Annotated in this window: 29 protein-coding genes; 10 read left to right on the forward strand and 19 right to left on the reverse strand. The window is 71.3% G+C overall.

Translation table 11 applies throughout. The features are described from left to right. Nucleotides 1–132 precede the first annotated feature (132 nt). On the reverse strand, nt 133–813 hold the full coding sequence (locus ENKNEFLB_RS11515) for a hypothetical protein (RefSeq protein ID WP_214055566.1): 681 nt from the start codon (nt 811–813) through the stop codon (nt 133–135). Between the two features lie 55 nt (nt 814–868). Then, complete coding sequence (locus ENKNEFLB_RS11520; protein ID WP_214055567.1) at nt 869–1,165, reverse strand: hypothetical protein; 297 nt, start codon at nt 1,163–1,165, stop codon at nt 869–871. 153 nt (nt 1,166–1,318) lie between these two features. Here ENKNEFLB_RS11520 and ENKNEFLB_RS11525 point away from each other — a divergent pair, with 153 nt between their 5' ends. After that, nucleotides 1,319–2,047, forward strand: a complete 729-nt coding sequence (locus tag ENKNEFLB_RS11525; protein ID WP_246535488.1) for a response regulator transcription factor — start codon at nt 1,319–1,321, stop codon at nt 2,045–2,047. 70 nt (nt 2,048–2,117) lie between these two features. Further along, nucleotides 2,118–3,518, forward strand: coding sequence for a HAMP domain-containing sensor histidine kinase (locus tag ENKNEFLB_RS11530; protein WP_214055568.1), 1,401 nt, complete (start codon nt 2,118–2,120; stop codon nt 3,516–3,518). 529 nt (nt 3,519–4,047) lie between these two features. On the opposite strand, the gene ENKNEFLB_RS11535 is transcribed toward ENKNEFLB_RS11530, so the two are convergent. The 3 genes from ENKNEFLB_RS11535 to ENKNEFLB_RS11545 all read right to left on the reverse strand — a co-directional run bounded on the left by ENKNEFLB_RS11535 (nt 4,048) and on the right by ENKNEFLB_RS11545 (nt 5,689). Continuing rightward, nucleotides 4,048–4,641, reverse strand: a complete 594-nt coding sequence (locus tag ENKNEFLB_RS11535; RefSeq protein WP_214055569.1) for a cysteine hydrolase family protein — start codon at nt 4,639–4,641, stop codon at nt 4,048–4,050. 248 nt (nt 4,642–4,889) lie between these two features. Then, nucleotides 4,890–5,078, reverse strand: a complete 189-nt coding sequence (locus ENKNEFLB_RS11540) for a hypothetical protein (RefSeq protein ID WP_214055570.1) — start codon at nt 5,076–5,078, stop codon at nt 4,890–4,892. Between the two features lie 260 nt (nt 5,079–5,338). Continuing rightward, a complete protein-coding gene (locus tag ENKNEFLB_RS11545; RefSeq protein ID WP_214055571.1) occupies nt 5,339–5,689 on the reverse strand; it encodes a VOC family protein in 351 nt (116 codons plus the stop codon). 348 nt (nt 5,690–6,037) lie between these two features. Between ENKNEFLB_RS11545 and ENKNEFLB_RS11550 the strand changes: the two genes are divergently transcribed. Next, nucleotides 6,038–6,718, forward strand: a complete 681-nt coding sequence (locus ENKNEFLB_RS11550; protein ID WP_214055572.1) for a GNAT family N-acetyltransferase — start codon at nt 6,038–6,040, stop codon at nt 6,716–6,718. A 308-nt stretch (nt 6,719–7,026) separates the two neighbouring features. On the opposite strand, the gene ENKNEFLB_RS11555 is transcribed toward ENKNEFLB_RS11550, so the two are convergent. The 5 genes from ENKNEFLB_RS11555 to ENKNEFLB_RS11575 all read right to left on the reverse strand — a co-directional run bounded on the left by ENKNEFLB_RS11555 (nt 7,027) and on the right by ENKNEFLB_RS11575 (nt 9,701). Further along, a complete protein-coding gene (locus ENKNEFLB_RS11555) occupies nt 7,027–7,551 on the reverse strand; it encodes an SRPBCC domain-containing protein (protein WP_214055573.1) in 525 nt (174 codons plus the stop codon). Then, nucleotides 7,548–7,916, reverse strand: a complete 369-nt coding sequence (locus tag ENKNEFLB_RS11560; protein WP_214055574.1) for an ArsR/SmtB family transcription factor — start codon at nt 7,914–7,916, stop codon at nt 7,548–7,550. Before ENKNEFLB_RS11560 ends, ENKNEFLB_RS11555 begins: the two co-directional genes overlap by 4 nt. A gap of 279 nt (nt 7,917–8,195) precedes the next feature. Continuing rightward, nucleotides 8,196–8,690, reverse strand: a complete 495-nt coding sequence (locus ENKNEFLB_RS11565; protein WP_214055575.1) for a GNAT family N-acetyltransferase — start codon at nt 8,688–8,690, stop codon at nt 8,196–8,198. 116 nt (nt 8,691–8,806) lie between these two features. Further along, nucleotides 8,807–9,034: a hypothetical protein gene (locus ENKNEFLB_RS11570; RefSeq protein ID WP_214055576.1), complete on the reverse strand. Its 228-nt coding sequence runs from the start codon at nt 9,032–9,034 to the stop codon at nt 8,807–8,809. A gap of 103 nt (nt 9,035–9,137) precedes the next feature. Beyond that, nucleotides 9,138–9,701 carry a hypothetical protein gene (locus tag ENKNEFLB_RS11575; RefSeq protein ID WP_214055577.1) on the reverse strand — a complete coding sequence of 188 codons (564 nt, stop codon included), beginning with the start codon at nt 9,699–9,701 and terminating at the stop codon, nt 9,138–9,140. Between the two features lie 361 nt (nt 9,702–10,062). Between ENKNEFLB_RS11575 and ENKNEFLB_RS11580 the strand changes: the two genes are divergently transcribed. Then, a complete protein-coding gene (locus ENKNEFLB_RS11580) occupies nt 10,063–10,416 on the forward strand; it encodes a hypothetical protein (protein WP_214055578.1) in 354 nt (117 codons plus the stop codon). Between the two features lie 366 nt (nt 10,417–10,782). Here ENKNEFLB_RS11580 and ENKNEFLB_RS11585 read toward each other — a convergent pair whose 3' ends face one another. Both ENKNEFLB_RS11585 and ENKNEFLB_RS11590 read right to left on the reverse strand, forming a co-directional pair. Then, nucleotides 10,783–11,235 carry a TspO/MBR family protein gene (locus tag ENKNEFLB_RS11585; protein ID WP_214055579.1) on the reverse strand — a complete coding sequence of 151 codons (453 nt, stop codon included), beginning with the start codon at nt 11,233–11,235 and terminating at the stop codon, nt 10,783–10,785. Nucleotides 11,236–11,258: 23 nt separating this feature from the next. Continuing rightward, entirely contained in the window at nt 11,259–11,642 is a 384-nt protein-coding gene (locus ENKNEFLB_RS11590; protein WP_214055580.1) for a hypothetical protein, read from the reverse strand. 275 nt (nt 11,643–11,917) lie between these two features. Between ENKNEFLB_RS11590 and ENKNEFLB_RS11595 the strand changes: the two genes are divergently transcribed. The 3 genes from ENKNEFLB_RS11595 to ENKNEFLB_RS11605 all read left to right on the forward strand — a co-directional run bounded on the left by ENKNEFLB_RS11595 (nt 11,918) and on the right by ENKNEFLB_RS11605 (nt 14,584). Beyond that, entirely contained in the window at nt 11,918–12,094 is a 177-nt protein-coding gene (locus ENKNEFLB_RS11595; protein WP_214055581.1) for a hypothetical protein, read from the forward strand. A gap of 876 nt (nt 12,095–12,970) precedes the next feature. Beyond that, entirely contained in the window at nt 12,971–13,795 is an 825-nt protein-coding gene (locus ENKNEFLB_RS11600; protein WP_214055582.1) for a phosphotransferase family protein, read from the forward strand. 186 nt (nt 13,796–13,981) lie between these two features. Continuing rightward, complete coding sequence (locus ENKNEFLB_RS11605; protein WP_214055583.1) at nt 13,982–14,584, forward strand: AAA family ATPase; 603 nt, start codon at nt 13,982–13,984, stop codon at nt 14,582–14,584. Between the two features lie 42 nt (nt 14,585–14,626). On the opposite strand, the gene ENKNEFLB_RS11610 is transcribed toward ENKNEFLB_RS11605, so the two are convergent. Both ENKNEFLB_RS11610 and pepN read right to left on the reverse strand, forming a co-directional pair. After that, nucleotides 14,627–15,499, reverse strand: a complete 873-nt coding sequence (locus tag ENKNEFLB_RS11610) for a formate dehydrogenase accessory sulfurtransferase FdhD (RefSeq protein WP_246535489.1) — start codon at nt 15,497–15,499, stop codon at nt 14,627–14,629. After that, the gene (gene pepN, locus ENKNEFLB_RS11615) at nt 15,496–18,021 is read right to left on the reverse strand and encodes an aminopeptidase N (RefSeq protein ID WP_214055584.1); all 2,526 of its coding nucleotides are present in this window, start codon (nt 18,019–18,021) and stop codon (nt 15,496–15,498) included. Before pepN ends, ENKNEFLB_RS11610 begins: the two co-directional genes overlap by 4 nt. Nucleotides 18,022–18,170: 149 nt before the next feature. Here pepN and ENKNEFLB_RS11620 point away from each other — a divergent pair, with 149 nt between their 5' ends. Then, on the forward strand, nt 18,171–19,940 hold the full coding sequence (locus ENKNEFLB_RS11620) for a SpoIVB peptidase S55 domain-containing protein (RefSeq protein ID WP_214055585.1): 1,770 nt from the start codon (nt 18,171–18,173) through the stop codon (nt 19,938–19,940). A 74-nt stretch (nt 19,941–20,014) separates the two neighbouring features. On the opposite strand, the gene ENKNEFLB_RS11625 is transcribed toward ENKNEFLB_RS11620, so the two are convergent. Beyond that, nucleotides 20,015–21,034 carry an NADP-dependent oxidoreductase gene (locus ENKNEFLB_RS11625; RefSeq protein ID WP_214055586.1) on the reverse strand — a complete coding sequence of 340 codons (1,020 nt, stop codon included), beginning with the start codon at nt 21,032–21,034 and terminating at the stop codon, nt 20,015–20,017. Between the two features lie 233 nt (nt 21,035–21,267). On the opposite strand from ENKNEFLB_RS11625, the gene ENKNEFLB_RS11630 reads away from it, so the two are divergent. Together ENKNEFLB_RS11630 and ENKNEFLB_RS11635 are read left to right on the forward strand one after the other, a co-directional pair. Beyond that, nucleotides 21,268–21,417 (forward strand): hypothetical protein, encoded by a 150-nt coding sequence (locus tag ENKNEFLB_RS11630; protein ID WP_214055587.1) that lies wholly within the window; start codon nt 21,268–21,270, stop codon nt 21,415–21,417. Nucleotides 21,418–21,457: 40 nt separating this feature from the next. Beyond that, on the forward strand, nt 21,458–21,955 hold the full coding sequence (locus ENKNEFLB_RS11635; protein ID WP_214055588.1) for an OsmC family protein: 498 nt from the start codon (nt 21,458–21,460) through the stop codon (nt 21,953–21,955). 49 nt (nt 21,956–22,004) lie between these two features. Here the strand turns inward: ENKNEFLB_RS11635 and ENKNEFLB_RS11640 are convergent, their stop codons facing one another. The 4 genes from ENKNEFLB_RS11640 to ENKNEFLB_RS11655 form a co-directional block, all read right to left on the reverse strand. Next, nucleotides 22,005–22,688: a peptidylprolyl isomerase gene (locus ENKNEFLB_RS11640; protein ID WP_214055589.1), complete on the reverse strand. Its 684-nt coding sequence runs from the start codon at nt 22,686–22,688 to the stop codon at nt 22,005–22,007. Between the two features lie 75 nt (nt 22,689–22,763). After that, nucleotides 22,764–23,213, reverse strand: a complete 450-nt coding sequence (locus tag ENKNEFLB_RS11645; RefSeq protein WP_214055590.1) for a hypothetical protein — start codon at nt 23,211–23,213, stop codon at nt 22,764–22,766. Then, nucleotides 23,210–23,425, reverse strand: a complete 216-nt coding sequence (locus ENKNEFLB_RS11650; RefSeq protein ID WP_214055591.1) for a hypothetical protein — start codon at nt 23,423–23,425, stop codon at nt 23,210–23,212. The genes ENKNEFLB_RS11645 and ENKNEFLB_RS11650 overlap by 4 nt, the downstream gene beginning before the upstream one ends. A gap of 83 nt (nt 23,426–23,508) precedes the next feature. After that, nucleotides 23,509–24,345, reverse strand: coding sequence for an aldo/keto reductase (locus ENKNEFLB_RS11655; protein WP_214059434.1), 837 nt, complete (start codon nt 24,343–24,345; stop codon nt 23,509–23,511). Between the last annotated feature and the right edge of the window lie 83 nt (nt 24,346–24,428).

Raw genomic sequence — 24,428 nt, forward strand, 5'->3', positions numbered from 1 at the left:
GGAGCCGGCGCTCCGTCTCACGCCGCGCCGGGCCGAGGAGGTCGAGAACGCCGAGAACGCCGCCGGCCTCCTCCTGCAGGAGCTCCCGAAGGCCGGGCGGCTCAGGCCGGCCCAGCCCCGGGCACGCACCGCTCAGGCCGCGGGGGCCGGGACGGCCTCGTCCCGCATGGTCGGCGCCTCCCGCGGGGTCCCCGGACCGTCCGCGCGCGGGAGCGGGGCACCCTCGGTCGCGTCGCAGGTGGCCGACCCGGGACCGAGGGGCCCGCAGTCCTCCACGGACGGGGCCGGCACCGCACCCCCGGCCCGCGGGACCGGCACCTCACCCTCAGCCGACGGGGCCGGCACCTCACCCCCGGCCGGCGGGGCGGCTGGGACGGGCAGCTCGCCCTCGGCAGGAGGCTGGGGGATGCCGCCCTCGACATGGGGCGCGGGCGGCGCGGGCGGCGCGGGGCAGGTCGTCGCACCGGTGCCGGCAGCCGGAGCGTCGCCTGAGGCGGAGTCGGCGCCACCGGCGCTTCCCCCACCTGCCAGCGAGGCCTCGGTGGGGGAGGACGTGCTCGCGCCGGTGGCGCCGGAGTCGGCCAACGCCGGCACCGAGAAGGCCAGGCCGATGCCGGCGACGGCACCGACCGCCACGCCGGCGATGAGACGACGCCCGCGCCGCGGGCGACCGGCGGCGAGCATGACGGTGTCATCGGCCTGAGCGGGGTGCCAGCTGCCGACGGTGATCGGCTGGGTGTCGCCCTGCGAGAAGGCCGGGCCGGACGGGACGGCCGGGTGGGTGGTGGTGGGACGGCGGAAGGGGTTCTTCACGGTTCCTCCTGGAACGGGTGGGACGGGCGGCTTGGGTGGATCAGACGGGTCGGGGTCAGGGCGTTCCCGGCGCGCCGGGGCGATCGCCGGTCAGCTGCCCGAGGTCGTCGAGCGCGGCGACGGGCATCGGCAGCGCCCGAGCGAAGGCGCTGCGCTGCACCTCGCCTGCCAGGGGCGGGGGACCCCAGGCGGTGAGGGCGACAGCAGCCACCCAGGCCAACGCGACGGTGCCGAGCGAGGCGCCCAGCACGGGCAGCAGCCCGCGTCCGGCGCGCAGCGCACCGACCGCGGCCACCACGACGAGCGCCAGCACGACCAGGTCGACCAGGCCGAGGGACGGGAGATCGATCACGGTTCCTCCTTGCGTGTCCTCGTCGGCAGGCTTGCCGGCCGAGGTGGGAACAAGGACGAACCTGGTGACCCCACCTGCGGGGAACCTGAAGAACGGGCCATCCCGCCACGTTCTTCAGGTGCTCTTCAGCCGCACGGCGGCAGACTGGGTGCCGTGCCGTCCTCGCCCCTGCCGCCCTCCACCACGACCCGCAGCACGGCCCGTGACGGCACGGGGCCGCGGATCCTGGTCGTCGAGGACGACGACGCGATCCGGGTGGCCCTCGAGCGCTCCTTCGTCGGCGCCGGGTACGCGGTCCGCGGCGTGCCCGACGGCGAGGAGCTCGAGCGCGAGGTCACCGGGTTCTCGCCCGCGCTGGTGGTCCTCGACTGGATGCTGCCTGGGCGCGACGGGCCGGCGCTGGTCGAGGTCGTACGACGTCGCAGCAGCGCCGCGATCGTGATGCTGACCGCCCGCGAGGCCGTCGAGGACCGCCTGCGCGGGTTCGACGTGGGCGTCGACGACTACCTGGCGAAGCCGTTCGTGGTGGAGGAGCTGCTGGCGCGGGTACGTGTCGTCCTGCGTCGAACCGGCGCGCTCTCCACGACCGTCACCGTCGACGACCTCGAGGTCGACGAGGGCGCCGGTCGCGCCACCCGCGGCGGACACGACCTGCCGCTCACGGCCACCGAGTTCCGCCTCGTGGCCTTCCTGGCCCAGCACCGCGACCGAGTCCTGTCCAACGCCCAGATCCTCAGCCAGGTCTGGGGCTACGAGGAGTACGCCGACAACCTCGTGCAGGTCCACCTCAGCGCACTGCGGCGCAAGATGGAGGCCCACGGCCCGCGGTTGATCCACACCGAGCGCGGGCTCGGCTATGTCATGCGTGCCCCCCGTGGTTGACCCGCGGACACCTGGGTCACGGGACCCGGCAGGCGGTCTACGCACCCCGTCCCTGCGGCGCCGGGTGACCGTGGTCGTCACCGTTCTGGTCGCGGTGATGCTGCTCGTGCTCGTCGCGGCGACCGCCCTGACCCTGCGGGAGCGGTTCGACTCCCAGCTGCGGCAGCGCCTGCTCGACCGCGCCGCCGTCGCCACCGCGCTCGACGACCAGGTCGAGGACCGTGACCTGGCCCGCCGACTCGAGGGTGAGGGCGTCTCGGTGGTGCTCACCACCGACGGGGACCAGTACCGCGAGGGACCGCTGGCGGACACCGTCGGGCTGGCCCCCGGTGAGGCCGCCGGAACGGAGGACAGGACCGAGGTCGAACGAGGGGACCCACTCCCCGGCCCGCTCGGTGGCCCCTCGCCCCCGTCCCTGCCCACCCCGGACGAGGGCGTCCAGGAGAGCGGCGACCTCCTGTCGGTCTCCGCGGACCTGGACGACGGCAGCACCGTGCTGTTGCTCGCCGATGCCGGTGAGGCCCGGGCGACGGTGAGGCAGGTGCTCGTCGTGCTGGTCGCTGCTGCGCTGCTCGTCCTGCTCGGCACCGCGCTGGTGGTCCCGGCGGTGGTCGGTCGTGCCCTTGGTCCGCTGGACCGCATCACCACCGTGGCCCGGTCGATCACCGGGGGTGACCGGGACCGTCGCATCCGGCCGCAGGACCCCCTGACCGAGCTCGGGCGGACCGCCGCGGCCTTCGACGACATGCTCGACGCGGTGGTCGGCGCCGAGGAACGCGCCACGACGTCCGAGGCCAGGCTGCGCGACTTCGTCGGCGACGCCGCCCACGAGCTGCGGACCCCGGTGGCGGGGATCCAGGCCACTGCGGAGCACCTGCTGCGCGACGACCCGGACCGCGCGGCCCGCGAGGCGGCGCTGTTGACCCTGGTCCGCGAGACCCGCAGGGCAGGGCGTCTGGTCGACGACCTGCTGACGATGGCCAGGGTGGACCGCGGGCTCGACCTGCGTCGACAGGCGATCGACCTGGTCGACCTCGTCGACGGGGTGCTGGCTGCCCGCCGGCACGCCCACCCGGTGGCGACCCTGCGTCGGGCAGGCTCGGCGGCGTCGGTCGAGGCAGATCCGGATCGGCTGGCGCAGGTCGTCGGCAACCTCGTCGACAACGCCCTGGCCGCGACAGGCGACCGGGGGGCGGTCGACGTTCGCGTGTCGCGGGCCGGGCGTGAGGTCCACGTCGACGTCGCGGATGACGGGCCGGGGGTGCCGGAGGCGGAGCGGGAACGCGTCTTTGAGCGGTTGGTACGCCTTGACGCGCGGGGGCCCGGCTCCGGGCTGGGACTGCCCATCTCGCGTGGGATCGCCCGCGCGCACGGCGGTGACCTCGTCTGTCTGCCGACGCCCGTGGGCGCCACCGGAAGCGGGGCGACGTTCAGGCTCTCGCTGCCGGACAGGACCGCAGCGGGCAGCTGACGCCGACCCCGCCAACACGGCCGCGAACCGGACAGGCCCGGCGGCCGGCGCCAGCAGCCCGGGGACGGCCGGGCAGCAGCAACCCTCGACGGAGCCGGCCCGCGGACCAAGGCTGATCTCGGAGTAGACCGTCAGCGCCACAGCCGCGACAACCGGATCGTGATGGGTCGCGTACCTGGCCTTGCGACGGGAGGCGAACTGGGTGCTGGCTGGTGCACTCGGCCACGGCCCGATGCCCGGGCCGGCTGCAAGCTCGTGGACCTGCCGGACCCACTTCGGGAGGTGCGTCATGAGCACGCTGCTTGTCGGGGTACGCCCGTTGCTCGATCGCTGAGCATGATCTGACTGCCGGTTCCGGAGTCAGTCCGCTTGGCGCGTTCTGGGCTTCGTCTCGACGCTGCCTTGCTGCTCTGCTGCCTTGCTGCCTTGCTGCCGGCCGGGTCTGTCGTTGAAGGTCTGATGCATCGGATCCCTGCCAGCTCGGGTTCGCATGCCCAGTCAACGATCGGCTAGCGCCGAGCCACGACGGTCACAGCATCCGGGCGCAGTTCTCGCCGGGAGCTGGCGCCAGGAAACGGACGTCTGTTCCGTGGGCAGGGATGGTGATGCCGTCGCCGAGCGACCACTCAGCAGCACGCGCGGCGTCCTCGGCGCGCACCTCGGATTCCCCCGACGAGTACGGAGGGACCGGGTAGGTCCCATGGCTGTCGTGCGCCAACACCACCTCGTATCCCCACCGCATCGCGTCTCTGGCGGTCGCTGCGACGCACATCTCGGACATGACACCGCAGACGGACACTGCGGTGACGCTGCGCTCCTGGAGCAGCAGGTGGAGGTTCGTACCGACGAAGCCGCTGTCTTCGCTCTTCCGGATCACAACGTCGGTTGACGCTGGCTCGAGCGACAGCTGCCAGCCCCAGGACCCTGGCTCATCTGGTGCGCCAAGAGCACCGTCGTTCTGCAGTTGAACGACCAACGCATTGGCCCGCCGTGCGGCGGAAAGCTGCTGACGGACAGCAGGCAACAGCTGCAGAACGTGCGGTGAGGCGCCTGCACCCTCGACGAAGGCCCTTTGCATGTCCACCACGATCAGACATCCGACGACAGGCGCCTCCGCAGACATGTCTTTCAGGTTAGAGGTGTCACGACGAGCACCGCCACGAACCGGACCCTCTGCGGTCAGCCCCTCGGCTCGACGCGCTGCAGCTCGTGGTCGACGCCATCCGCAACTGCCGCGCCGGACGCGCGAGCAGACCGATCGGCTCGCGGAGCGTGCCATGGGGGATCGGTCACCGGCAGGTTCACGAGCCGATCCGTCACCGGCAATGGCTGCTCCTACGGAACACCCGGATCTGCCGAGAGTCGGTGTGGTCACTTGATGTCGGGGACGGACCAGTCCGGCGGGGGGTCAACCTCGAAGCGAACAGCATCGACGTCGGTGCGCCCATCGAGCCACGCCCGAGCAATCCGGTGACCGCCGTCCATCAGACCGCCGTCGCTGTTCAGGATCACCGGGTGGCTCAGGTCGGCCACCTCGATGCGACGCGCGTGCTCAGCCACCACGACAGGTCGGAGGGGTGCCGAACCAACAGTTTCGATCGAACTCGGCGATAGGCACTGGCACCACTCGCAGGCCGGCCGCGGCCGTCCACAGGGTCTCGGTCCACCAGAACTCCCGCATCCCGGCAGTGACGCGGGAGTGAGTCTCTCGTTCCCCATCCATCAACCGATTGTCACCTACGCCCGGACACCGATGGGCTCGCGGAGCGCGCCGTAGGCCGATCCCGTGTGGGAGCCAAGCGGCGAGGTGCGGGTTCAGCTCACGGGTGATGCATGGCGACGTTGATGACGTGGCCGTCGGGGCTCCGAACGAAGAAGCGACGGATGCCCCAGACCTCGTCGGTGATCGGGTGCACGATCTCGTAGCCGCGTCGTTGCGCCTCGTCGTACGCCGTGTCGACGTCGTCGACCTTGATGGTCATGACGGAGTCCTCCGGTGCGGTCGCGTCGCGCGTCACGACTTGGACGCACGCGTCAGAGTCCGGGGAGCTGAACCGGGCCACCCAGCCCTGGTTCATGCCGACGTCGGTCAGCCCGAGGAACTGGAAGAACTCCCGAGCGTGCTCGACGTCGTCGGTGTGCAGGTTGGTGATGACCTCGACTGCCTTCATCGACCGATTCTCACACCTGATCCGTGCTTGCGTGATCGTCGCGACCGGTGAGTGCGTCGCACGCGGGCTTGCGTGCGTTCCCTCCGCAGGTGGTGCCCGGCGTTAGCCGCTCGTCCTGGCCACGTCCCCGCAGGACACACTTGATCCGGAACGGTGGGCCGCGTGACGGCGGTCGTCGTCTCGCGGATGCGGTAAGCGCAGGACGAACCCGTTCCGGTAGCCGCACGGCAAACAGTCGCGTGGGGAGTGACTGCCGGCCACCAGGGCAGCCATCACGCCTTGGGTCGGCAGGACCGACGCTTGCGAAACCCGTTGTCACTAGACCCACGCACGCGGAGAGAATCGGGCATGCTCTCACTGGAGGAGATCTTTCCCCCGTTCGGACTACGTGTCACCAGCGGCCCCATCGAGCTCCGAGTCCTGCGTGACGACGACCTCCCCGAGCTCGTCGACCTGGTCGGAGGCGGCGTTCAGCCGCCCGAACAGCCCATGCCCTTTCTCCATGACTGGCATCAACAGCCGTTCGCCCCCGGCGCACCTGACGGGTTCCCCACGACGTCGCTGGCCTGGTGGTGGACACAGCGAGCCCAGTTCGCGCCCGCGCACTGGCGCCTGGCACTGACCGTGCGGCGAGACGGTGAGCTCGTCGGCATGCAGGACCTGAACGCTCGAGACTTCGCGCTCACGCGTCATGTCGAAACCGGCTCCTGGCTCGGTCTGGCCCACCATGGACGAGGCACCGGCACCTTGATGCGTCAACTCGTGGTCGGGTTCGCTTTCGACGAGCTCGGCGCTCTGGAGTGCGGTTCCGGCTTCATCATCGGCAACCGCGCCTCGGCGGCTGTGAGCCGGAAGACCGGCTACCTCGAGAACGGCCAGCGCCGGATCGTGCAGCACACGCGCCAAGGCGAAATCGGCGTCGATGAACAGCGCGTGGTGGTCACGCCGGCCACCTACGTGCGACAGGACGGCGACGTTGTCATTGAGGGCGCTGAGGCGTTGCGCCGATTTCTCGCGATCGACCGCTGACCACCGTGCCTGGACCGCGAGGCTGCCCGACCTCCCGCCGTACTCTCGCCAACTGCTCGCGTCGTAAACCCAGGAAGACGACTCTGATCGCGCGGTCGCTTGTCAGCGGTTAGACACACGATGGGTGACCAGTAGCCCATCCCGTACTGAGACTCCCGAAGTGGCCACCAGCGGCCGGCGACCTGCCGCACTGCCCGGCTCGTGACCGCGTTGGTCTGAGCCGGAGCATCGGTGAAACTCGGCTGCTTGAGGGCTCCCACGGCCCTGGCGATCCGCGGCGCGGGCCCCCCATTGCGAGCGCGAGCGGATCAACTCGCTGGATGGGGCCCGAACTCGCGGCGGTAGTGATCGGCAAGGGCCGGATAGTAGTCGTCCCAGTGGACGGAGTCTGCGCCCTCGCCGCGCTCCGCTCCGACGAGACGGTCGAGGTAGTAGTCCCAGCCGGGGCCGACGTTCTCGGCGATGTCGGGGTCGGTCATTGCCTGCGCGAACGTCAGGGTCGTGACGCCGGACTCGGACTCGGCCAGGTCGAGCTCGAGGTGCCAGACCGTGTCGGGCTCCTCGTCCGCCCAGGTCCGTGCAACAAGGCGGGTCGGCGGAGTACACACCTCGAGCCGGTACCGCTCAGGCTGCACGTCTTCGCCCTCTGCCGTCATGTAGAAGTCCACCTCGCCCGTAACCGGGTCCCCGGTCCACGTGCCGATCCACCGCTCGAGACGCTCGGGCTCTGTGACAGCAGCCCAGACGTCGTGGATCGGCGCTACGAAGGTCCGGGTGTAGACCACGTACGACGTCCCCTGACGGACTTCGCGGCGGCCGGTTGCTGAGGTCATGCCAGCTCCTCGGTCGAGTGTGGTGCCGAGATGGTCAAGGCGCTGGTGCGCCGCTCGCGCGACGTGCGCCGCACCTCGAGGTCGAGTCCGTCGAGATCGGCCTCGGAGAAAGGGGTTGCCTGCAGTTCGGCGAGCAACTCGCGCAGGGGCGCCAGTGACGCGGGGCGCAGCCGGTAGTGCCGCTCCCGCCCACGCTCCTCAACCTCGGTGATGCCGGCCTCGGTCAGCAGGCGAAGGTGCTTGCTCACGGCTGGACGGCTAATCGGGTGCTGCGCGGCGAGGTCCACCACCCGTGCCGGGCCGGCGGCGAGGTGTCGCATCAGTTCGCGGCGGATCGGATCCGCGAGGGCGCCGAAGATGTCCACCCTGTATTAGTAACCCAATGGTCACCAATAGTCTAGGTGGGTAGCTCGACCTGCTTGTCCATCGGCTTGCAGACGTGCCGGTGCTGGATCCCGTCTGGCACGCTCCGCGACCGCTCGTCGGCAGAGCACATTCACGCGGGAAGCCGCCTCGCTGAGGCGCTGGCGCTGGCGACGCCCAACCAGGCGTCGTGGGCGCCATTGAAGAACAGCTAGCTCGCAGAGCGTGCAGCAGTCGGTCACCTACCGAGACGCGACAAGGCCGGTACGTGCAGCCGCGGGTCAAGGGGTCCTGCGGACCATCCAATAGCGCCGTTCGCGCCCGTGTGCATCCTGCACTGCCACTTCGAGCACTCCGCCGCATCTCTCGATTGTTCTGATGGATGCGACGTTCGAGTCGCTGCATACAAGTAAGACCTGCTGCATGCCAGTGGTCCAGGCGACTTCGACGACCTGACCGAGCGCCCAGGCAGCGATTCCTCGGCCGCGAGCCGATGGCTGCACGCCGTACCCGACATGGCCAAGGCGCTGCACCGAGTCGTTGGTGAATGCGCGGAGGGTGATGCCACCGACAACGCGGTGATCGTCGACGATCCACCACACGTGAGCCGGTCGGGACAGCAGCTCGTCCACCCATGTCGCGAAGCCCTGCGGGGTCTCGACGTCGTCAGCGGGGCCCACGCCGAAGCCGTCTTCGTGCTGGCCTGACCCCCACTCGCGGTGTGACTCCAACCAGGCTGCGTGAAGAGCCGCGTCCGGCGACACGAGTTCCAGCACACGACCAGTCTATGAGCGCCCCGTCGGCCGAGCGGCCTGTCACGACCACAGGTTCTGTGCGGCTGGCGGAGCGGCTCGCAGAGCGTGCCAATACGGGACAGAAAAGTAGGTGGCCCTCAGTAGGCGTGGTCGAGCGAACGGACAAGCTTCGCGCGCTGCTGCTCGGCAGCGATGCCTACTGCAAGTCTGATGAGGAGACTCAGCAGCAAGACTGGGGTTGCAGCGGCCATCACGACGATCGGGGCCACGACGACCGACTCTGAGCCGATGGCGAGACCGACAGCCAGCACGTTGAACGCGACCAGAAACATCGCGAGTTCCCAACCCAGGGGTCGCAGGCGCATGGCCTCAGAATACGGCGCCCAGGAGATCGACATCGGCGGGGACAAGATTCGAGCTTGGCTGCGCGGAACTGGGGATTGATGCGACCGGCCGAAGTTGGTCGCTTCACCCAAGGTCAGCGGGATCAGCAACGGCCGACAGCTTCAATCGTTGAAACACCTCGCCTCTGGGGCCCAGGAGGGACACCTGCATCTGCGGCCGATCCCTCCATACAACAGCCACCCGCCCGTGCTCGGGGACAGTCACCACTCTCTCAGCACCAACCGTCACTGCGGTGACCGCGCCGGTAGTCCTGATCAGCGCGTGATGTACCCACCGAGCGCCAGAGGCAGGCCGCTCGAGGAGGCTCACGCTCGAGCTCCCACCACCCTCTACCGCGGCGTAGCCACCGAGCTCCTCGAACGTCGGCACCGACGTCAGCTCGTCCAAGGACTCAACTCCCCATCCGCCGCCGCCGAGTCTGCGCCACCCCTCGCCCGTGCGGGCCAGAGTGTGCTCCTGGAACTCGGCGCCGCCGTGCGCGCGTCGCAAGAAGATCGTCACGGCGACGTCGTGGTCGACGTCGACTGCAACGGGCAAGAAGCGACGGCGCCGAGTCAGTCGCTCCCGCCCAGCCACCGGCACTCCTTCGATCAATCGGATCGATTCGCCGAGCTCGTCATAGGTCACCCCGACAGTATGAGCGGCTTGCGCACCTCGTCGCCGACACCGAAATTGTTACCGGTCGGGGATCCCCTGTGGGACAACAGTGGGCGGAACCGACCACCGTGCGTGCATCGCCGTGGCCGGTTCGGCTTGCGGGGCGACGGATCTGTCAGGAGCGGTCAGCCAGCCTCGAGTGCCCCTTCTACAGGGACCTGATCCACAGGTGGCCGGGCAGAGTTTTGTTGCAGTGAGTCCCTCAGCCACTCACGGCGGCGGTCGTCGAGGTAGGGCAGGGTATTCTCGAAGTCGAGTTCGTCCTTTGGCCGCAACCCCTTGGCCCTGTAGAGCAACTGGATCTGGTGTCGTGAAGCCGTATCGAGTGCGTATGTTCGCAGAGCTGGGCTGTGATTTCGCCCTATGGGGCGACCCGTTTCGGCCGCTTCCCGCTACGGGAGAAGAAGAGGCCGAAGACCTCGAACACTCGCTGCCGATTTCAGAGTCTTTACGCCTGCGCCTGCTGGCCTGGGCTGGCCAGTACCAGTACCTCGGCTGGGACGGCGGCGAACGCAACTCCGACATGTCCGACTTCGATGAGCAAGGCATGCGGTTAAGCCGCGACTTACAGCGGGAACTTGGCTCGGAGTACTCAGTTAGGTATGCCTTCACCTTCGCTGGAAGCAAGGAACGGCTGCTGCCGTTGGTGGCAGATGAACCCTGTCCGGGCTGGCGGGCTAGATAGAATCCCGCTGCGTTGCGAACCTCCTTGGTGGTGGGGTGCCACCGGTCATTGATCGAGAGCCAACCAAGTCGATGACGGCCGCGTTCTTGGGACTGCTGCGCGAACTGGTGACAGGCTGATGAACCCCGGTGGAGGAATCCTGACCGACGAAGGTCGGCATTGGTTCTGTAAGTGCGACCAGCAAATTGTTCTTGTCCACCACGAGGGCAGGAAGACTGTCGACCGCGTCCCTCTGATGGCCAACAGTCGAAGCGGCGCGGATTCGAAGCGATTCGGCCACTAGGTCGTCATGCCGCCGTGAAGCGCTGCCTGCTCCTCACGCGCCCCATACCCGCTACGGCAGTCCCGATGGTGTGACGTCGCAGCTCAGTTGAGCCGGGAGTACTGCACAGACAGGGCGGTGGCAACGCTGAGCCACACGGCGTACGGCACCAGGGCCACACCCGCCCAGGGCAGCGAGCGAATGACGAGCGCCACCAGCACCCAGGTGAGGGCCGCCGCCACGGCGAGCGCGACCGTAGCGGCGCCGATCCGGTGTGGAACATAGAAGAGCCACGCCCAGGCCAGCGCCGCGACCGCGGAGCCCGCAAGCACGAGCGTCGCGGGCCATACCGCAGCCGCCGCAGCGGAGCGGGTGAACCACACGCCCACCCCCAGCAGCGCCAGGAAGTTGAGCGGCCACACGACCGCGAAGACCACGTCAGGGGGCTGGAGCGACGGCTTCAAGAGCCGGGCGTACCAGCCCGGGTCGTGCGCCGTCCAGACGCTCGACAGGGCGGCGTACAACAGCACCACCGCAACCCACGCGAACGTGGCCACCCATCCGCCGGGGCCCGACGCGGTCATGCGCGGTCTGCGGCCAGCCGTCCGCGGAGCAGGTCGCCGAGCCGCGCGACCGAGCCCTCCAGCGCGTCGAGCTCGGCGCTGACGATCAGCGGCCGAAGGCCGGCCGCGGTCCGGGCCAGGATCGCCGGGGCACCGCACGCGGCAACCGCCCGGCGCACGTCCGGCGGCATCTCATCGAGGTGGAGCAGGTCCACTGGCATTCCCAGGTCGGCGACCATGCTGTCCCACTCGGGCCTGCGCCGCACGCGCCCGTGGGTGATGTCGCACAGGGCGCAGTGGCGGGTCCCGCGCAACTTGCCCCAGACGTACGCCGCCTCGCCGAGCAGGCCGCCGTCGGCGTCGTAGACCCCGACCAGACGGGTGACGGACCGGTCGTCCATGCGGGTCTCCTGACGGGTCGTGCCGGGGCTCGGTCCGAGGCTAACCCCACGCCCGTCACGCCATGACCAGCGCCTGGCGCGGAACCACCCCCAGCAGCTCGTACGTCGCGCGGCGTGCGCGCCGACACCGTCGACGTCCAGGGGCAGCCGGTCGACCATCGGGTTGCGGAGCGCGCCAGTGACCCCTGGGCGCGCGGAGCGTGCGAGTACCGCATCGGGCTAGGGCGGCCGTCAGCGTCGCCAAGCGGCCCTGCCCAGGCAATAGGCTCAGTCTCATGAAGTTCTTCCGACGACGGGCCGAAACGCCGAGAGAAGCCGCACTCGCGGAAGCGCGAAAGGCCACCGTCAAGACGCGTCGCGAGAACGAGAAGGCCGAGCGATATCGGGCCAACAAGCAAGGAAACCCCGCCAACCAGATGACGACGAACCAGTGGATCGGGGGTGGGAACTAGTGCCAGTTGCATGCGTCCTCAGGGACTAAGGCGGAGACGTCCGACGAGAAGCGCCCGTTCACTGCCGTGCGGAGGTACAACGACGCTTTCCACACCGGCGATCACGAGTCTGTCTACCGCATGCAAGTCGATCTCTGCCGCAACCTTTCGTTTGAGGACGGGCTGTCGATGCAGGTGAAGCAGTCCGCAACACGTTTCGGAGAGCCCCAGAACATCACGACGTTCAAGGCGAAGTTCGACCAAGAACTCGCGCTCGTGACCTACACCTTCGAGGACCGGCGCTCAACCGTCGAGGAGAGGCCTGGGTCCTCGACAGCAATGGCTGGCGATACGCCGACTGCTGAGACTCGCCCGACCGACCATGCCGCCAGTGGCTCGCCGTCAGCCGAAGACCTGGTCCTACCACGATCGGGCCGAGAGCCACCACGGTGCAGAGCAGGGTCATCACCATCGGGGTGGCCGGCCTCCCCGAACAACATGAGGTCCCACCCGCCACGTCGGGCGGTGAGGAACGACCACAGTCCACAATCAAGCAGGAAAACCATGGCGCGGTTGCGCTCCGGGTCATCGAACACCTGCTACGTACATCGTCGCTCCCGCAGCCGCATGCCTGCGTCCCTGGCCTTGGAGCCCCCGAACGCCCGGACTGTAGGCAGGACCAGGGCCACGACCAGCACCCAGAAAGACGGTTCCGATCGCGGGGCCGTACAGCCATCGGTCACCGGGTCGCTCGCGAGCCGATCGTCTGGGGGAGCTGCGCGCAGCGCGGCCATGGCCGAGCAGGGACGCGGCTCAGCAAGGGAGTGCATCTCGTGCATGCTGCGGAGTGTGAATCCCGCAGCATTGCCGGCCGAGGTCCTAGCCGACGTAGTGCGCGTGGTCGAGTCGGAGATCACTCTGCTCAGTCGCCTCCCCGGTGGCGTCAACGCCGGCGCGATGCGCGTCGAAGTGGCCGGACGAGCAGACGCAGTGCTCAAGGCAGCGCCTCGGACGCATTCCGAACAGTTGCGGGAGACATGGCGAGCCCAGAAGGTCGTCGAGCACATGCGTGGACTCGGCTACCCGACACCGGCCTGGCTCGGAGTGGGGGCCACCACCACTCATGTGTGGCACTTGATGGACTTCGTCGACGCGGTCCCCGCGCAAGAGCTGACGACGTCGCTCGCCGAGCAGTTGATACAGATCAACGCGCTGCAGGCTGGCCAGGCCAGCGAACCCCACGACCACTGGAGTTACGCGTGGCGGGTCGTGACCGGCCAGGAGGCCACCGTCGCCGGACTCTCCGGGTACTCCTCCGCAGTGTCGGCCTTGGTCGAGCGCCTGCTTCTTGCATGTGCCAACCTGCCGCCGCCACCACGGGCGCCCGACATGGTCCACGCAGATCTCAACCCGAGCAACGTCCTGACGCGTGGCGGAGTCGTGGTGGCGGTCGTGGACATCGAGAACGCAGGAAGCGGCACCCGCGCGACCGATCTCGTCACCCTCCAGTGGCACACGTTCCACGACCCGATGGACGGCGTCCGTAGCCGGTTGTGGACGAAGATCCTCGACCTGGTCGGCTGGGAGTGGGCTGCGGCACTCGTCGCAACACAGATCCTTCTGCAACTCGACTGGCGCATCCGCCGCGCGGACGGCGATGCCGTCGCAGAGGTCGTCCACCGGGGCCACGTCGCCTTCGACGAGCTGGACGCGCGTCGCTGACAGTCGCCTCACGTCACCATGCTCCGCAGCGGATGTAGCGAGTTCGTGACCGTCCGGCAGTCGGCACAGGCGGGCGGGTTCGCAAGCCACCCCGTCCAGGGAAGAAGGCCCCCCGCACTGCTTAAGGGCCGCGTTGGCAACGCTTGGACACCATCCCGCGGGTGGTCGGCCGGTTACCGTCCAGCGGTGGGCATTCGGAACTACCTGATCGAGGGCGTGTCGGGCACCGGAAAGACGTCGGTCTGCCACGAACTACGCCGTCGCGGCTTCCACGCCATCAACGGTGACACCGAGCTGGCCTACCAGGCGGACCCGGAGACGGGTGAGCCGACGGATGTTCCGTCCCACTGGCACCACCTGTGGCCCGTCCACAGGGTCCGAGCGCTGGTCGCCGACCAGAGTGAGCGCTTCACCTTCTTCTGCGGCGGCTCGCGGAACTTCGCGACGTTCCAGGACCTGTTCGACGGGGTCTTCGTCCTGGACACCGACCTGGAGACCTTGAACCGGAGACTCGATCAGCGACCGGAGCACGAGTTCGGCGCGCAGCAACCGGAACGCGACCTCATCCTGCGACTGCACCGGACGAAGGAAGACACCCCGAAGAACGGCATCCTGATCGATGCCACCGAACCGCTCGCCGACGTCGTCGACGAGGTTCTCCGCCGGGCGAGGGCGATCGCCAGCAGCAGTGCGGATCCCGCTGACTCTTCATCGCTCGACCGCCATCAGGCAGATCCTGACGAGAGGTGTCAGCCCCCGTCCGGCGACCCTCCCGGGCCACGGTCCTGATCTGGTCAGTCGATGCGGGCGCCTCGCCCCGCGCCGTGACACTCAGACGTACCGCACCGTCCGCCGCTCCCGGGTGAACCCCCACAGCCCCAGCCCGGCCTTCTTCGCCAGGTCCACCGACAGGCTCGTCGGCGCCCCCACCGCGGCCAGCGACCCCATCCCGGCGGCCACCGCCTTCTGCACCAGCTCGAACCCGGCCCGCCCGCTGACCACCAGGCACGCGTCGGCCACCGGGTCGCCGGCCAGCAGCCGGGCGCCGGTGACCTTGTCGACGGCGTTGTGGCGACCGATGTCCTCACGCACGACGAGCAGCTCTCCGGCTGCGGTGGCCAGGCCGGCGGCGTGGACGCCGCCGGTGCGGTCGAAGACCTGCTGGCGCTCGCGCAGGCGGTCGGGAAGGCCGCGGACGACAGACGGCGACGGCAGCTCTCCGGTCCAGGCGGAACCGTGGGCGACCGAGAGGGCCGCGTCCAGGCTGTCGGCGCCGCAGACGCCGCAGGCCGAGGACCCGGCCGAGACCGCCGTGCTACGGGGGCCGGGCTCGTGCGGCGGGGGAGCGCGCAGGGTCAGCGTGACCACGTTGAACTCCTGCTCGGGGTCCAGGCTCTCGTCGGTGCAGTAGGCCACCCGCGCCACGTCGTCCAGCGTCGCGACCAGACCCTCGTGGCGTGCCCATCCGGCGGCGAGCTCGAAGTCGTGGCCGGGGGTCCGCATGGTCACCCAGACCCGGTGCGCCTCGCGGCCGGGCCACTCCAGGCGTACCTCCAACGGCTCCTCGGTGGCGAGCCGGTCCTCGTGCCGCTTCTCGCGGGTGCCGTCAGGGGCGTCGTCGTCCGCGAGCTGCTCGACGACCCGAGTCCGCACGGTCGGCCCGGGGCGCCGCGCCCGCGACCCACCGGCCGCACCCGCGCTCACGCCGTCACCTCGACCCCGAAGGCCCGGGCCACGGCACGCTGGCGGTCCAGGTCGTCCAGGTTGTCGACCACCCGCCGGCGTACGGGCGGGGGCACGTCGGGGTGCTCGAGCAGACCGTGCAGCAGCTTGGCGCTGGCGTCGTCGAGGTGGGTGCGCGGGAAGAACGCCTCCGCCGCCAACGCCAGCAGCCACCCGCTGCGCACCGACGCGGTGGCGGGCAGGTCGGCGACGTAGCGCTCGACGTACGGTGCCGTCAGCGCCTGCTGGCCGGGACGCCACAGCCCGTGACCCGCGGCCTGGACCTCGTGGTTGGGCACGTCGGCCTCGGCGGTGAGGCGCTGCCAGGCCCAGGCCTTGGCCTCCATGTCCGGCAGGGAGGCCACGGCCAGGGTGTGCGCGATCGTCGCGGTCGTGCTCGGGTCGGCCGCCAGGGTCCTGTCGAGCTCGTCGCGGTCGCTCGCCCCGATCTCGGCGAGCCGACCGAGCAGCCGCCACCGCAGGTCGGTGTCCAGGTCGACTCCCGCGGGCAGCCCATCGGGGGAGAGCCAGCGCCGCAGCAGGTCGGGGTCCTCGGCCGTGCGGACCGCACCGCGGACCACCCGCAGCCGGTCGTCCCCCTCCGCCGCCTCCAGCACTCCGAGCACGGCGTCGTGCACCCGGCGGGTCGAGCCGGCCGGCGCCAGCGGCAGCAGGGTCCCGGTGGTCCACGCGTCGACGTGGGTGCCGGTGTCGCCGAGGTCGGCCAGGTAGGGAGCCGCCACGACCAGGTCGACGACGGCGGCCGGGTCCAGCTGGGCGGCGTGGAAGCCGCTGCGCACGTTGTTCCAGGCCGCGGTGCGCAGCATCGGGTCGCTGGTGCGGGGGAGCACCCCGCGCAGCGCGGCCACGGTCGCGGCGTCGGCGCAGCTCGCCGCCCAGGTGTCCTCCGCCGCGTCGAGCACGACGGCCGCACCCGGCGGCACGTCCGGCAGGTCGGTCAGGTCCGCGGCCACCTCGACGGTCGACGTGGTCCAGCCGTGCTCCTCGGCGACGGCCACCACGACGGTGTGCTCGCGGACGGCCTCGTCGCCCGGGTCGCCGCACTCGCGCGGCCCGAGGCGCCGTACGGACGTCCCGCCCGACCCGTTCGACGGCCGCTCGACCCGCAGCGTGTCCAGGCCCGCGGTCCGCAGCCAGCTCCCGGTGAAGCCGGACAGGTCACCGGCGCCCGCGCCCTCCCACGACGCCACCAGGTCGGCCATGGTCGCGTTGCCGAACCGGTGCCGGGTCAGGTGGTCGACGACCCCGCCGAGGAACGCCTCGTCACCGATCCGCGAGGCCAGCTGCTTCAGCACCGTCGAGCCCTTGGCGTAGGAGATCCCGTCGAAGTCCTGCAGCGCCGCGACCGCGTCGGTGGCGCCGTTGCCGGCGACCGGGTGCGTGCTCGGGCGCTGGTCGGCGTGCAGCCCCCACTGGCGGCGCGCCTGCGAGCGCTGCGCCCACGCGTCGTCGTAGACCGTGGCGTCGGCGATCACCCGCCATCCGAGGTACTCCGCGAACGACTCGTTGAGCCACAGGTCGTCCCACCAGCGCGGCGTCACCAGGTTGCCGAACCACTGGTGCGCCATCTCGTGGGCCACCGTCGAGGCGCGGTTGACCCGCGCCGCGCGGGTGACGCGGTCGGGGAAGAGCATCTGGTCCCGGAAGGTCACGCAGCCGGGGTTCTCCATCGCGCCGGCGTTGAAGTCCGGCACGAACGCCTGGTGGTAGTCGCCGAAGGCGTAGCGGATCCCGAACAGCCGGTGCAGCTCGTCGAACGACTGCCGGGTCAGCGTGAACAGCTCCTCGGCCTCCGCCTCGAGCGCGCCTGCCAGGCTCGCGCGCGACGACAGGCCCAGCGCGATGCCGTCGTGCTGGTCGCTGACCAGGTGGTACGGCCCGGCCACCAGCGTGACGAAGTACGTCGACAGCGGCTGCGTCTCGGCCAGCTCCCACAGCGCGACGTCGCCGTCGTCCCCGGTCCGGGTCGCGCGGCCGTTGCCGACCACGACCCACTCCCGCGGGGCCCGCACCCGCAGCCGGTACGGCGCCTTCAGGTCGGGCTGGTCGAAGCAGGCCAGGACCGTGGGCGCGGCGTCCATGAACGACATGCCGTAGAGGTAGGCGCGACCGTCGGCCGGGTCGACGCTGCGGTGCAGGCCCTCGCCGTCGTTGCGGTAGGGCATCCGGGCCTCGACGACGACCTCGTGGTCACCGGCGGAGGTCTCCAGCGGCAGCCGGCCCTCGCGCAGCGACGCCGGGTCCAGCGGCGCCCCGTCCAGGGTCGCGGACAGCAGCTCGGCCGGCTTGAGGTCGAGGAACGTCGACCCGCCCGCGCTCGCGAACCGCACCACGGTCCGGGACCCGAAGGTCGCCGTCCCCGGGTCGTCGCCGCCCGCGAGGTCCAGCGCCAGGTCGTAGGAGTGCACGGCCAGCAGCGCGGCCCGCTGCTCGGCCTCGGTGCGCAGGAGGCTGCGGGAGGTGGACGCGCCGGAGGAGCTCATGGTCACCGAGCCTAGGCAGGGCCCCGCCGCTGCCGCGCGCCGGGCGACTGGACCAGACCAGCAACGCCTCTGGCAACCACCCGGCGGTGGGGTGCGTCACAGCCGGCAGCGCGTCCTCGCGCCCGCACCGTTCTCGGAAGGAGAACCCCATGTCCACTCCTCTGTCCCGTTCCCGCACCCGCCGACGGGCCGCCGTCGCCACCACCTCGCTGGCCGTCGTCGCCTCGTCGACGCTGCTGGCCCTCAGCGGCGGGCAGGGCTCCTGGGCCGCACCGGCCGAGGACTGCACGGAGGCGTTCCCGGTGGCCGAGGTCGCCCAGGGCGACGCCGTCACCGGCCTGACCGTCAGCGACGGGACCGACCCGGAGGGCTTCTCGGGCGAGGTCATCGGGGTCCTCGACGACGGGATCGCCCCGGGGCTCGACATGGTGCTGGCCCGGCTGAGCTCGCCCGAGATCGACCGGGTGGGCGGGATCTGGCAGGGCATGTCCGGCTCCCCGGTCTACGCCGCCGACGGCCGGTTGATCGGCGCGGTCGCCTACGGCCTGTCGTACGGCTCCTCGCCCGTCGCCGGCATCACGCCGTTCGAGGAGATGGACGACTACCTCGGTGACGCCGGGGCCCCGGTCCGCGTCGGGGTCGACGGGCGTACGGCCCGGGCCGTCGCCGCGGGCTCCTCCGTCAGCGCCGCCCAGGCCGAGCAGGGGCTGACCCGGCTGCCGATGCCGGTCAGCATCAGCGGGGTGTCGGCCCGGCGGCTGGCCGCGGTCCAGGACCGGGCCGGCGACCACGCCTACCTCGGCGACGGGGCCGTCGTCAGCGGTGCGCGCGTCGCCCGCGGGGGCGCCGCCGCGGTGGCCGCCGACGGTGACGACCTGGTCGCCGGCGGCAACCTGGCCGCGGCCGTCTACTACGGCGACGTGGACGCCGTCGGCGTCGGGACGGTGACCTCGGTGTGCGGTGACCGGGTGGTCGGGTTCGGGCACCCGTTCTCCTTCGCCGGCGACACCTCGCTCAGCCTGCACCCGGCCGAGGCGCTCTACATCCAGGAGGACTCCCTGGGAGCGCCGTTCAAGGTCGCCGGCGCGGGCGCCCCGGTGGGCACCGTGACCGACGACCGGCTGGCCGGGATCACCTCCACCTTCGGGCCCCTGCCCGCGTCGGCCACCATCACCTCCTCGGTGGCCTACGACGGCCGCAGCCGCACCGGCAGCACCGAGGTGAACCTCGACGAGGCCACCGCGGAGACCACCTTGTACGGCGTGCTGGCCAACCACGACCGGGTCCTGGACGGCGTCACCGGCGGCACCGAGCTGCAGACCGTCGAGATCACCGGTACCGACGGGGCGGGGGAGGCCTTCGCGGTCACCTACGCCGACCGCTACACCGCGCAGGACGACATCACCTTCGGCGCCCTCTTCGACGTGGCCGACACGGTCTACTCGCTGAGCCGGCTCGACGGCGTCGACCTCGACTCCGTGACCGTCGACTCCGACGTCACCGACGACACCTCGGTGTCCAGGATCAGCCGCGTCGAGCGCAAGGTCGGCGGCAGGTGGACCAAGCTCGGCCGTCGCACCCAGGTCGCCGCGGGGGACACCCTGACGCTGCGCGTCACCGTCACCTCCTCCGACGGGTCCGCGACCACCAAGAGGCTCTCCCTCGCCGTCCCGCGCAGCGCCGCGGGCGACCCGGCCTTCCTGTCGGTCGGCGGCGGCGACCGCCTCTACACCCGTCCCGGCAGGACGCTGGAGAAGGCGCTGGCCGGGTTGGAGGACCAGGTCCGCAACGACCAGGTGGCGGCGAGCATCAGCACCTACGAGCGGCGCCAGAAGGTCGTGGCACAGGCGGTCAGCGAGCCCGGTGACGAGGTCGTCCGCGGCGGCTCCGGCTACAGCCTCCGGATCACCCGCAGGTAGCCGGCACCCGGCACGACGCCCGACGGCGGCCCTGGTCCTCGGACCGGGGCCGCCGTCGTGGCTTGGGGGGTGGCTCAGAGCCGGACGAGCATCTTGCCCAGGTTGGCGCCGGAGAACAGCCCCAGGAAGGCGTCGACGGTCTGCTCCAGGCCCTCGAAGTACGTCTCGCGGGTGCGGACCGAGCCGTCGGCGACCCAGCCCGGGGCGCTGGCGTAGAAGTCGCCGGCGAGGTCGGCGTGGTCGCTGACGATGAAGCCGCGGATCGTCAGCTTGCGCGGCACGACGAGGCCGATCGTGCGCGGGCCGGGGGCGGGCTGCTGGTCGTTGTAGGTCGTGATCGCGCCGCAGGCCGCGACCCGGCCGAACTCGGCGAGGTGCAGCAGCGCGGCCTCGAGGTGCTCGCCGCCGACGTTGTCGAAGTAGACGTCCGCGCGCCCGCCGCCGGTGCGGTCCAGGGCGTCGCGCAGCAGGTGCGAGACCTTGCCGTCGTGGTAGTCGAAGGCCGCGTCGAAGCCGAGCTCCTCGGTCAGCCAGGCGACCTTCTCGGGCGACCCGGCGCTGCCGATCACGCGGGCGGCGCCGAGCTGGCGGGCGAACTGGCCGACCGCGGAGCCGACGGCACCGGCGGCGCCGGAGACGAAGACCGTCTCGCCCTCGGCCAGCGCGGCGATGCGACGCAGGCCGACGTACGCCGTCAGCCCCGGCATGCCGAGCACGCCGAGGTAGGCCGAGGCGGGGGCCCGCTCGACGTCGACGACGCGGACCGCGCCGGCGTCGAGGACCTCGGCGTCGCGCCAGGCGGCCCCGTGGCTGACGGTCGCGCCGACCGGGACGCGGTCCGAGGTCGACTCCTCGACGACGCCGACCGCGGCACCCAGCATCGGGGCCTCGAGCGCGTACGGCTCGGCGTAGGACTCGGTGTCGTTCATCCGGCCCCGCATGTAGGGGTCGACCGACAGCACGGTGTTGCGGACCCGGACCTGGTCGGGCCCGAGGTCGGGCAGGTCGACGTCGACCATGCGGAAGTCGTCGGTGGTGGGCAGCCCCGCGGGACGGCGGACGAGCTGGATCTGGCGTGCGGTTCGGGTGGTCATGTCCTGCATCCTGCCAGCCGCGCGACCGCCGCCCTGACCTGCGGCGGGGCCACGGCGCAGGCGTCGCCGACGTGCCCGAGGTCACCCCCTCGACGGGGAATGGTCGAGGCCCTCCCGACGCTAACCTGTCATCACCGTCCGACTTATTGGTCCATGACGGGAACCACCATCACCAGAGCGCGGCGCGAGCCGCGACGCCGGGCCCCCGCGGCCCACGAGAGGACTTGAGAATCATGACGACGCAGCAGTACGTGGCCCACGGCATCACCGAGGGGCGCGCCTGGTCGCGACAGGACCGGGCCCAGCTGCGCGACATCGAGCTCTCCCGTCCCGGCGCCCGTCGTGGCCTGCGCGCGTGGCGCCGCGAGGCCCGCGACGCCTGACCTCCGCGGCGCCGGGTGCTCCCGGTGGCAGGCTCGGGGCATGACCTCGAGCGCGGAGCAGCAGCAGCAGCAGCACGACGACACCTGGCGCGGCGTGGAGCTGCGCAGGATCGGGGCTGGCCGCTACCTGGCCAGCAACGGTCGTGGGGGAGTGCTCCCCGTGGGCCGCGGCGCGGACCCGGACTTCACCCCGGTCGAGCTGCTGCTGGCCGCCATCGCCGGATGCAGCGCGGTCGACATCGAGCTGGTCACCGGCAAGCGGGTCGACCCCGACCACGTGCACCTGGCCGTCGAGGGCCACAAGACCCGCGACCAGGACGGGAACCACCTGACCGGCCTGCGGGTCACCGTCGACCTCGGGTTCCCCGCGGGCGCCGACGGCGACCGCGCCCGATCGATGCTGCCGCGCGCGGTCGAGCAGACGCGCGACCGGCTGTGCACCGTCTCGCGGACCGTGCAGCTGGCCACGCCCGTGGACTACCACCTGGCAGACCCCGCCGACCCAGCCGACCCAGCAGCCCCCGCCGAACCCTCGTAGTGAGGCCTCGGCCGGGGCGGCGTCGGGCCGGCAGCGTCGACCGGCGCCGTCAGCCGATGGTGACGCCGGTGATCTCGACGGGCTCGGCCGGCGGGCCGTCGGGCGCGCCACCCTCGGCGCCGGCGTCCGCGACCTCCTGGACCACCGCGAGGCCCTCCTCGCTGATCGACCCGAACACGGTGTAGTCGGGGTCCAGCGGGCTGTCGTCGAAGACCATGAAGAACTGCGAGCCGTTGGTGTCGGGGCCCGCGTTGGCCATCGCGAGCGTGCCGGGGCCGTAGGTCTCCTCGCCGGTGAGCTCGTCGGGGAAGGAGTACCCGGGGCCGCCGGTGCCGGTGCCGGTCGGGTCGCCGCACTGGAGCACGAAGATGCCCGCGGTGGTCAGCCGGTGGCACGGGGTGTCGGTGAAGTAGTCCTGCTCGGCGAGGGACACGAACGAGTTGACCGTGCAGGGCGCGGCGTCCGCGTCGAGGGTGATCGGCACGTCGCCGGCGCTGGTCGTGATGGTCGCGCTGACCTCGCCGGTCTGGGTGGCGGTGGCCGGCGGGGCGTCGACCTCCGTGGCGGCGGTGCCGGCGGAGGGGTAGGCGCAGCTCTCGCCCTCGGCGGCGGCCGGCTCCTCGGTCGCGGTCGTGTCGTCCCCGCCGCAGGCGCTCAGGCCCGCGGAGAGAGCGACCAGCACGGCGGCGGCGGAGAGCGGGCGGCGGACGGAACGGCGCAGGGGGCGGATCATGCCGCGATCGTAGGTGGGCGGTGGGAGCCCGGCCGCGGTCGGGTGGGCGCCCGTACGGCCCGTGGTCAGCCCCGGTCAGTCCGGTGTGGCGGTGTGGTCGGGCCGGCCGCGGGTGCGCCGGTCCTCCTTCATCTCGGCCTCGAACAGGTGCCGCCGCCCGCCGACCAGCTCGTCGCGGGCGCGTCGTTCGGCGTCCTTGACCGCCGCGTAGTAGCCGTCGTCGTACTCCTCGACGACCTGGAAGCTCCAGCGGCCCTCGAGGATGTTGCGGCCGATGACGTCCTGCTCGACGGCGTCGGCGAGGTCGGTGTGCCCGGCCTCGCGCAGCTCGTCGGCGGCCTTGCTCAGGGTCAGGTCGGCGGTGCCGCAGAGCCGGTGGAAGGCGTAGAGGTGGCCGCGCGCGTGCTCGACCACCTCCAGCGCCTCCGAGAGCGTGCCGAGGGCCTCGACGGTGGCGTCGCTGACGCCCGCCGGTCGACGGTGCTCCTCGGCCGGACGCTCGGGGGAGGGGTGGTCCTCGGTCACCCGAGGACCGAGGCGGCGTCGGCCGAGGCCGGGTCCGCCTCGATGGCGTCGACCAGCTTGGTGATCTCGTCCTCGGACGGGTCGATGTCGGTCTCGCCGAACGCGGAGCGGAGCTCCTTCTCGGTGGTGCCCTCGGTGGCGCCGTCCTGGTAGGAGACGACACGCTGGACGACGGCCTGCATGGCTTCGAGCTCTTCGCTGCTTCGGGTCATGCCGCGAACCTACGGGCGTCCGCGGGCAGGCATCCCCACCCCCACGGGTTCGGCGTCGGGGACGTCCCGTGCGCGGGGCCGGTTCACATCTCCTCGTGGGTGTCGGGGTCGCCGCCGAACAGCCGGCCGTCGGGCCTGGCGAGCCCGGTGACCGCGGCCATCTCGGAGTCGTCGAGCGCAAAGCCGAGCACGTCGAGGTTGGCGCGCTGCCGCTCCGGGGTGGCGGACTTGGGGAGCGGGACGGCGCCGAGCTGGACCTGCCAGCGCAGGATCACCTGGCCGGGGGTGACGCCGTGGCGCTCGGCCGCGTCGGCCACCGGCGGCTCCGTGAACGGCGCCTGCCGCTTGCCCAGCGGGCTCCAGGAGCAGGTACGGATGCCGCGGCGCTCGTTCTCGGCGCGCATCTGCTCCTGCGGGAAGTACGGGTGCAGCTCGATCTGGTTGACCGCCGGGGTGACACCGGTGGCCTCGATGACCCGGTCGAGGTGGGTCGGGGTGAAGTTCGAGACGCCCACGGAGCGGATCAGGCCCTCCCGCTGGCAGTCGACCAGGGCACGCCAGGCCTCCACGTAGGAGTCGACCGACGGGTTCGGCCAGTGGATGAGGTGCAGGTCGATCTGCTCGACGCCGAGGCGGCCGAGGGACTCGTGCACGCTGGCCACGGCGTCGTCGTACCCGTGGTGGCGCCCGGGCAGCTTGCTGGTCAGCACGACCTCCTCGCGGGGGACGCCCGAGCGGCGCAGCGCCTCGCCGACCTCGGTCTCGTTGCCGTAGTTCACGGCCGTGTCGAGCAGGCGGTAGCCGACCTCGAGCGCGCTCTGGATCGCGGTGATCCCGTCGTCGTCGGACAGCGGGTAGGTGCCGAAGCCGACCGCCGGGATCGTGGTGCCGTCGTTCAGCTCGTACGTCGGGAGGTCGATGGGGAGGTCATGGCGCCGAACCTAGGGGGCGCACCGACGGGGCGGTCGCCTGTGGGGGTGGGCTGTCGGCGGTCCGTCGTAGA

The sequence above is a fragment of the Nocardioides aquaticus genome (assembly GCF_018459925.1).
Classification (GTDB): domain Bacteria; phylum Actinomycetota; class Actinomycetes; order Propionibacteriales; family Nocardioidaceae; genus Nocardioides; species Nocardioides aquaticus.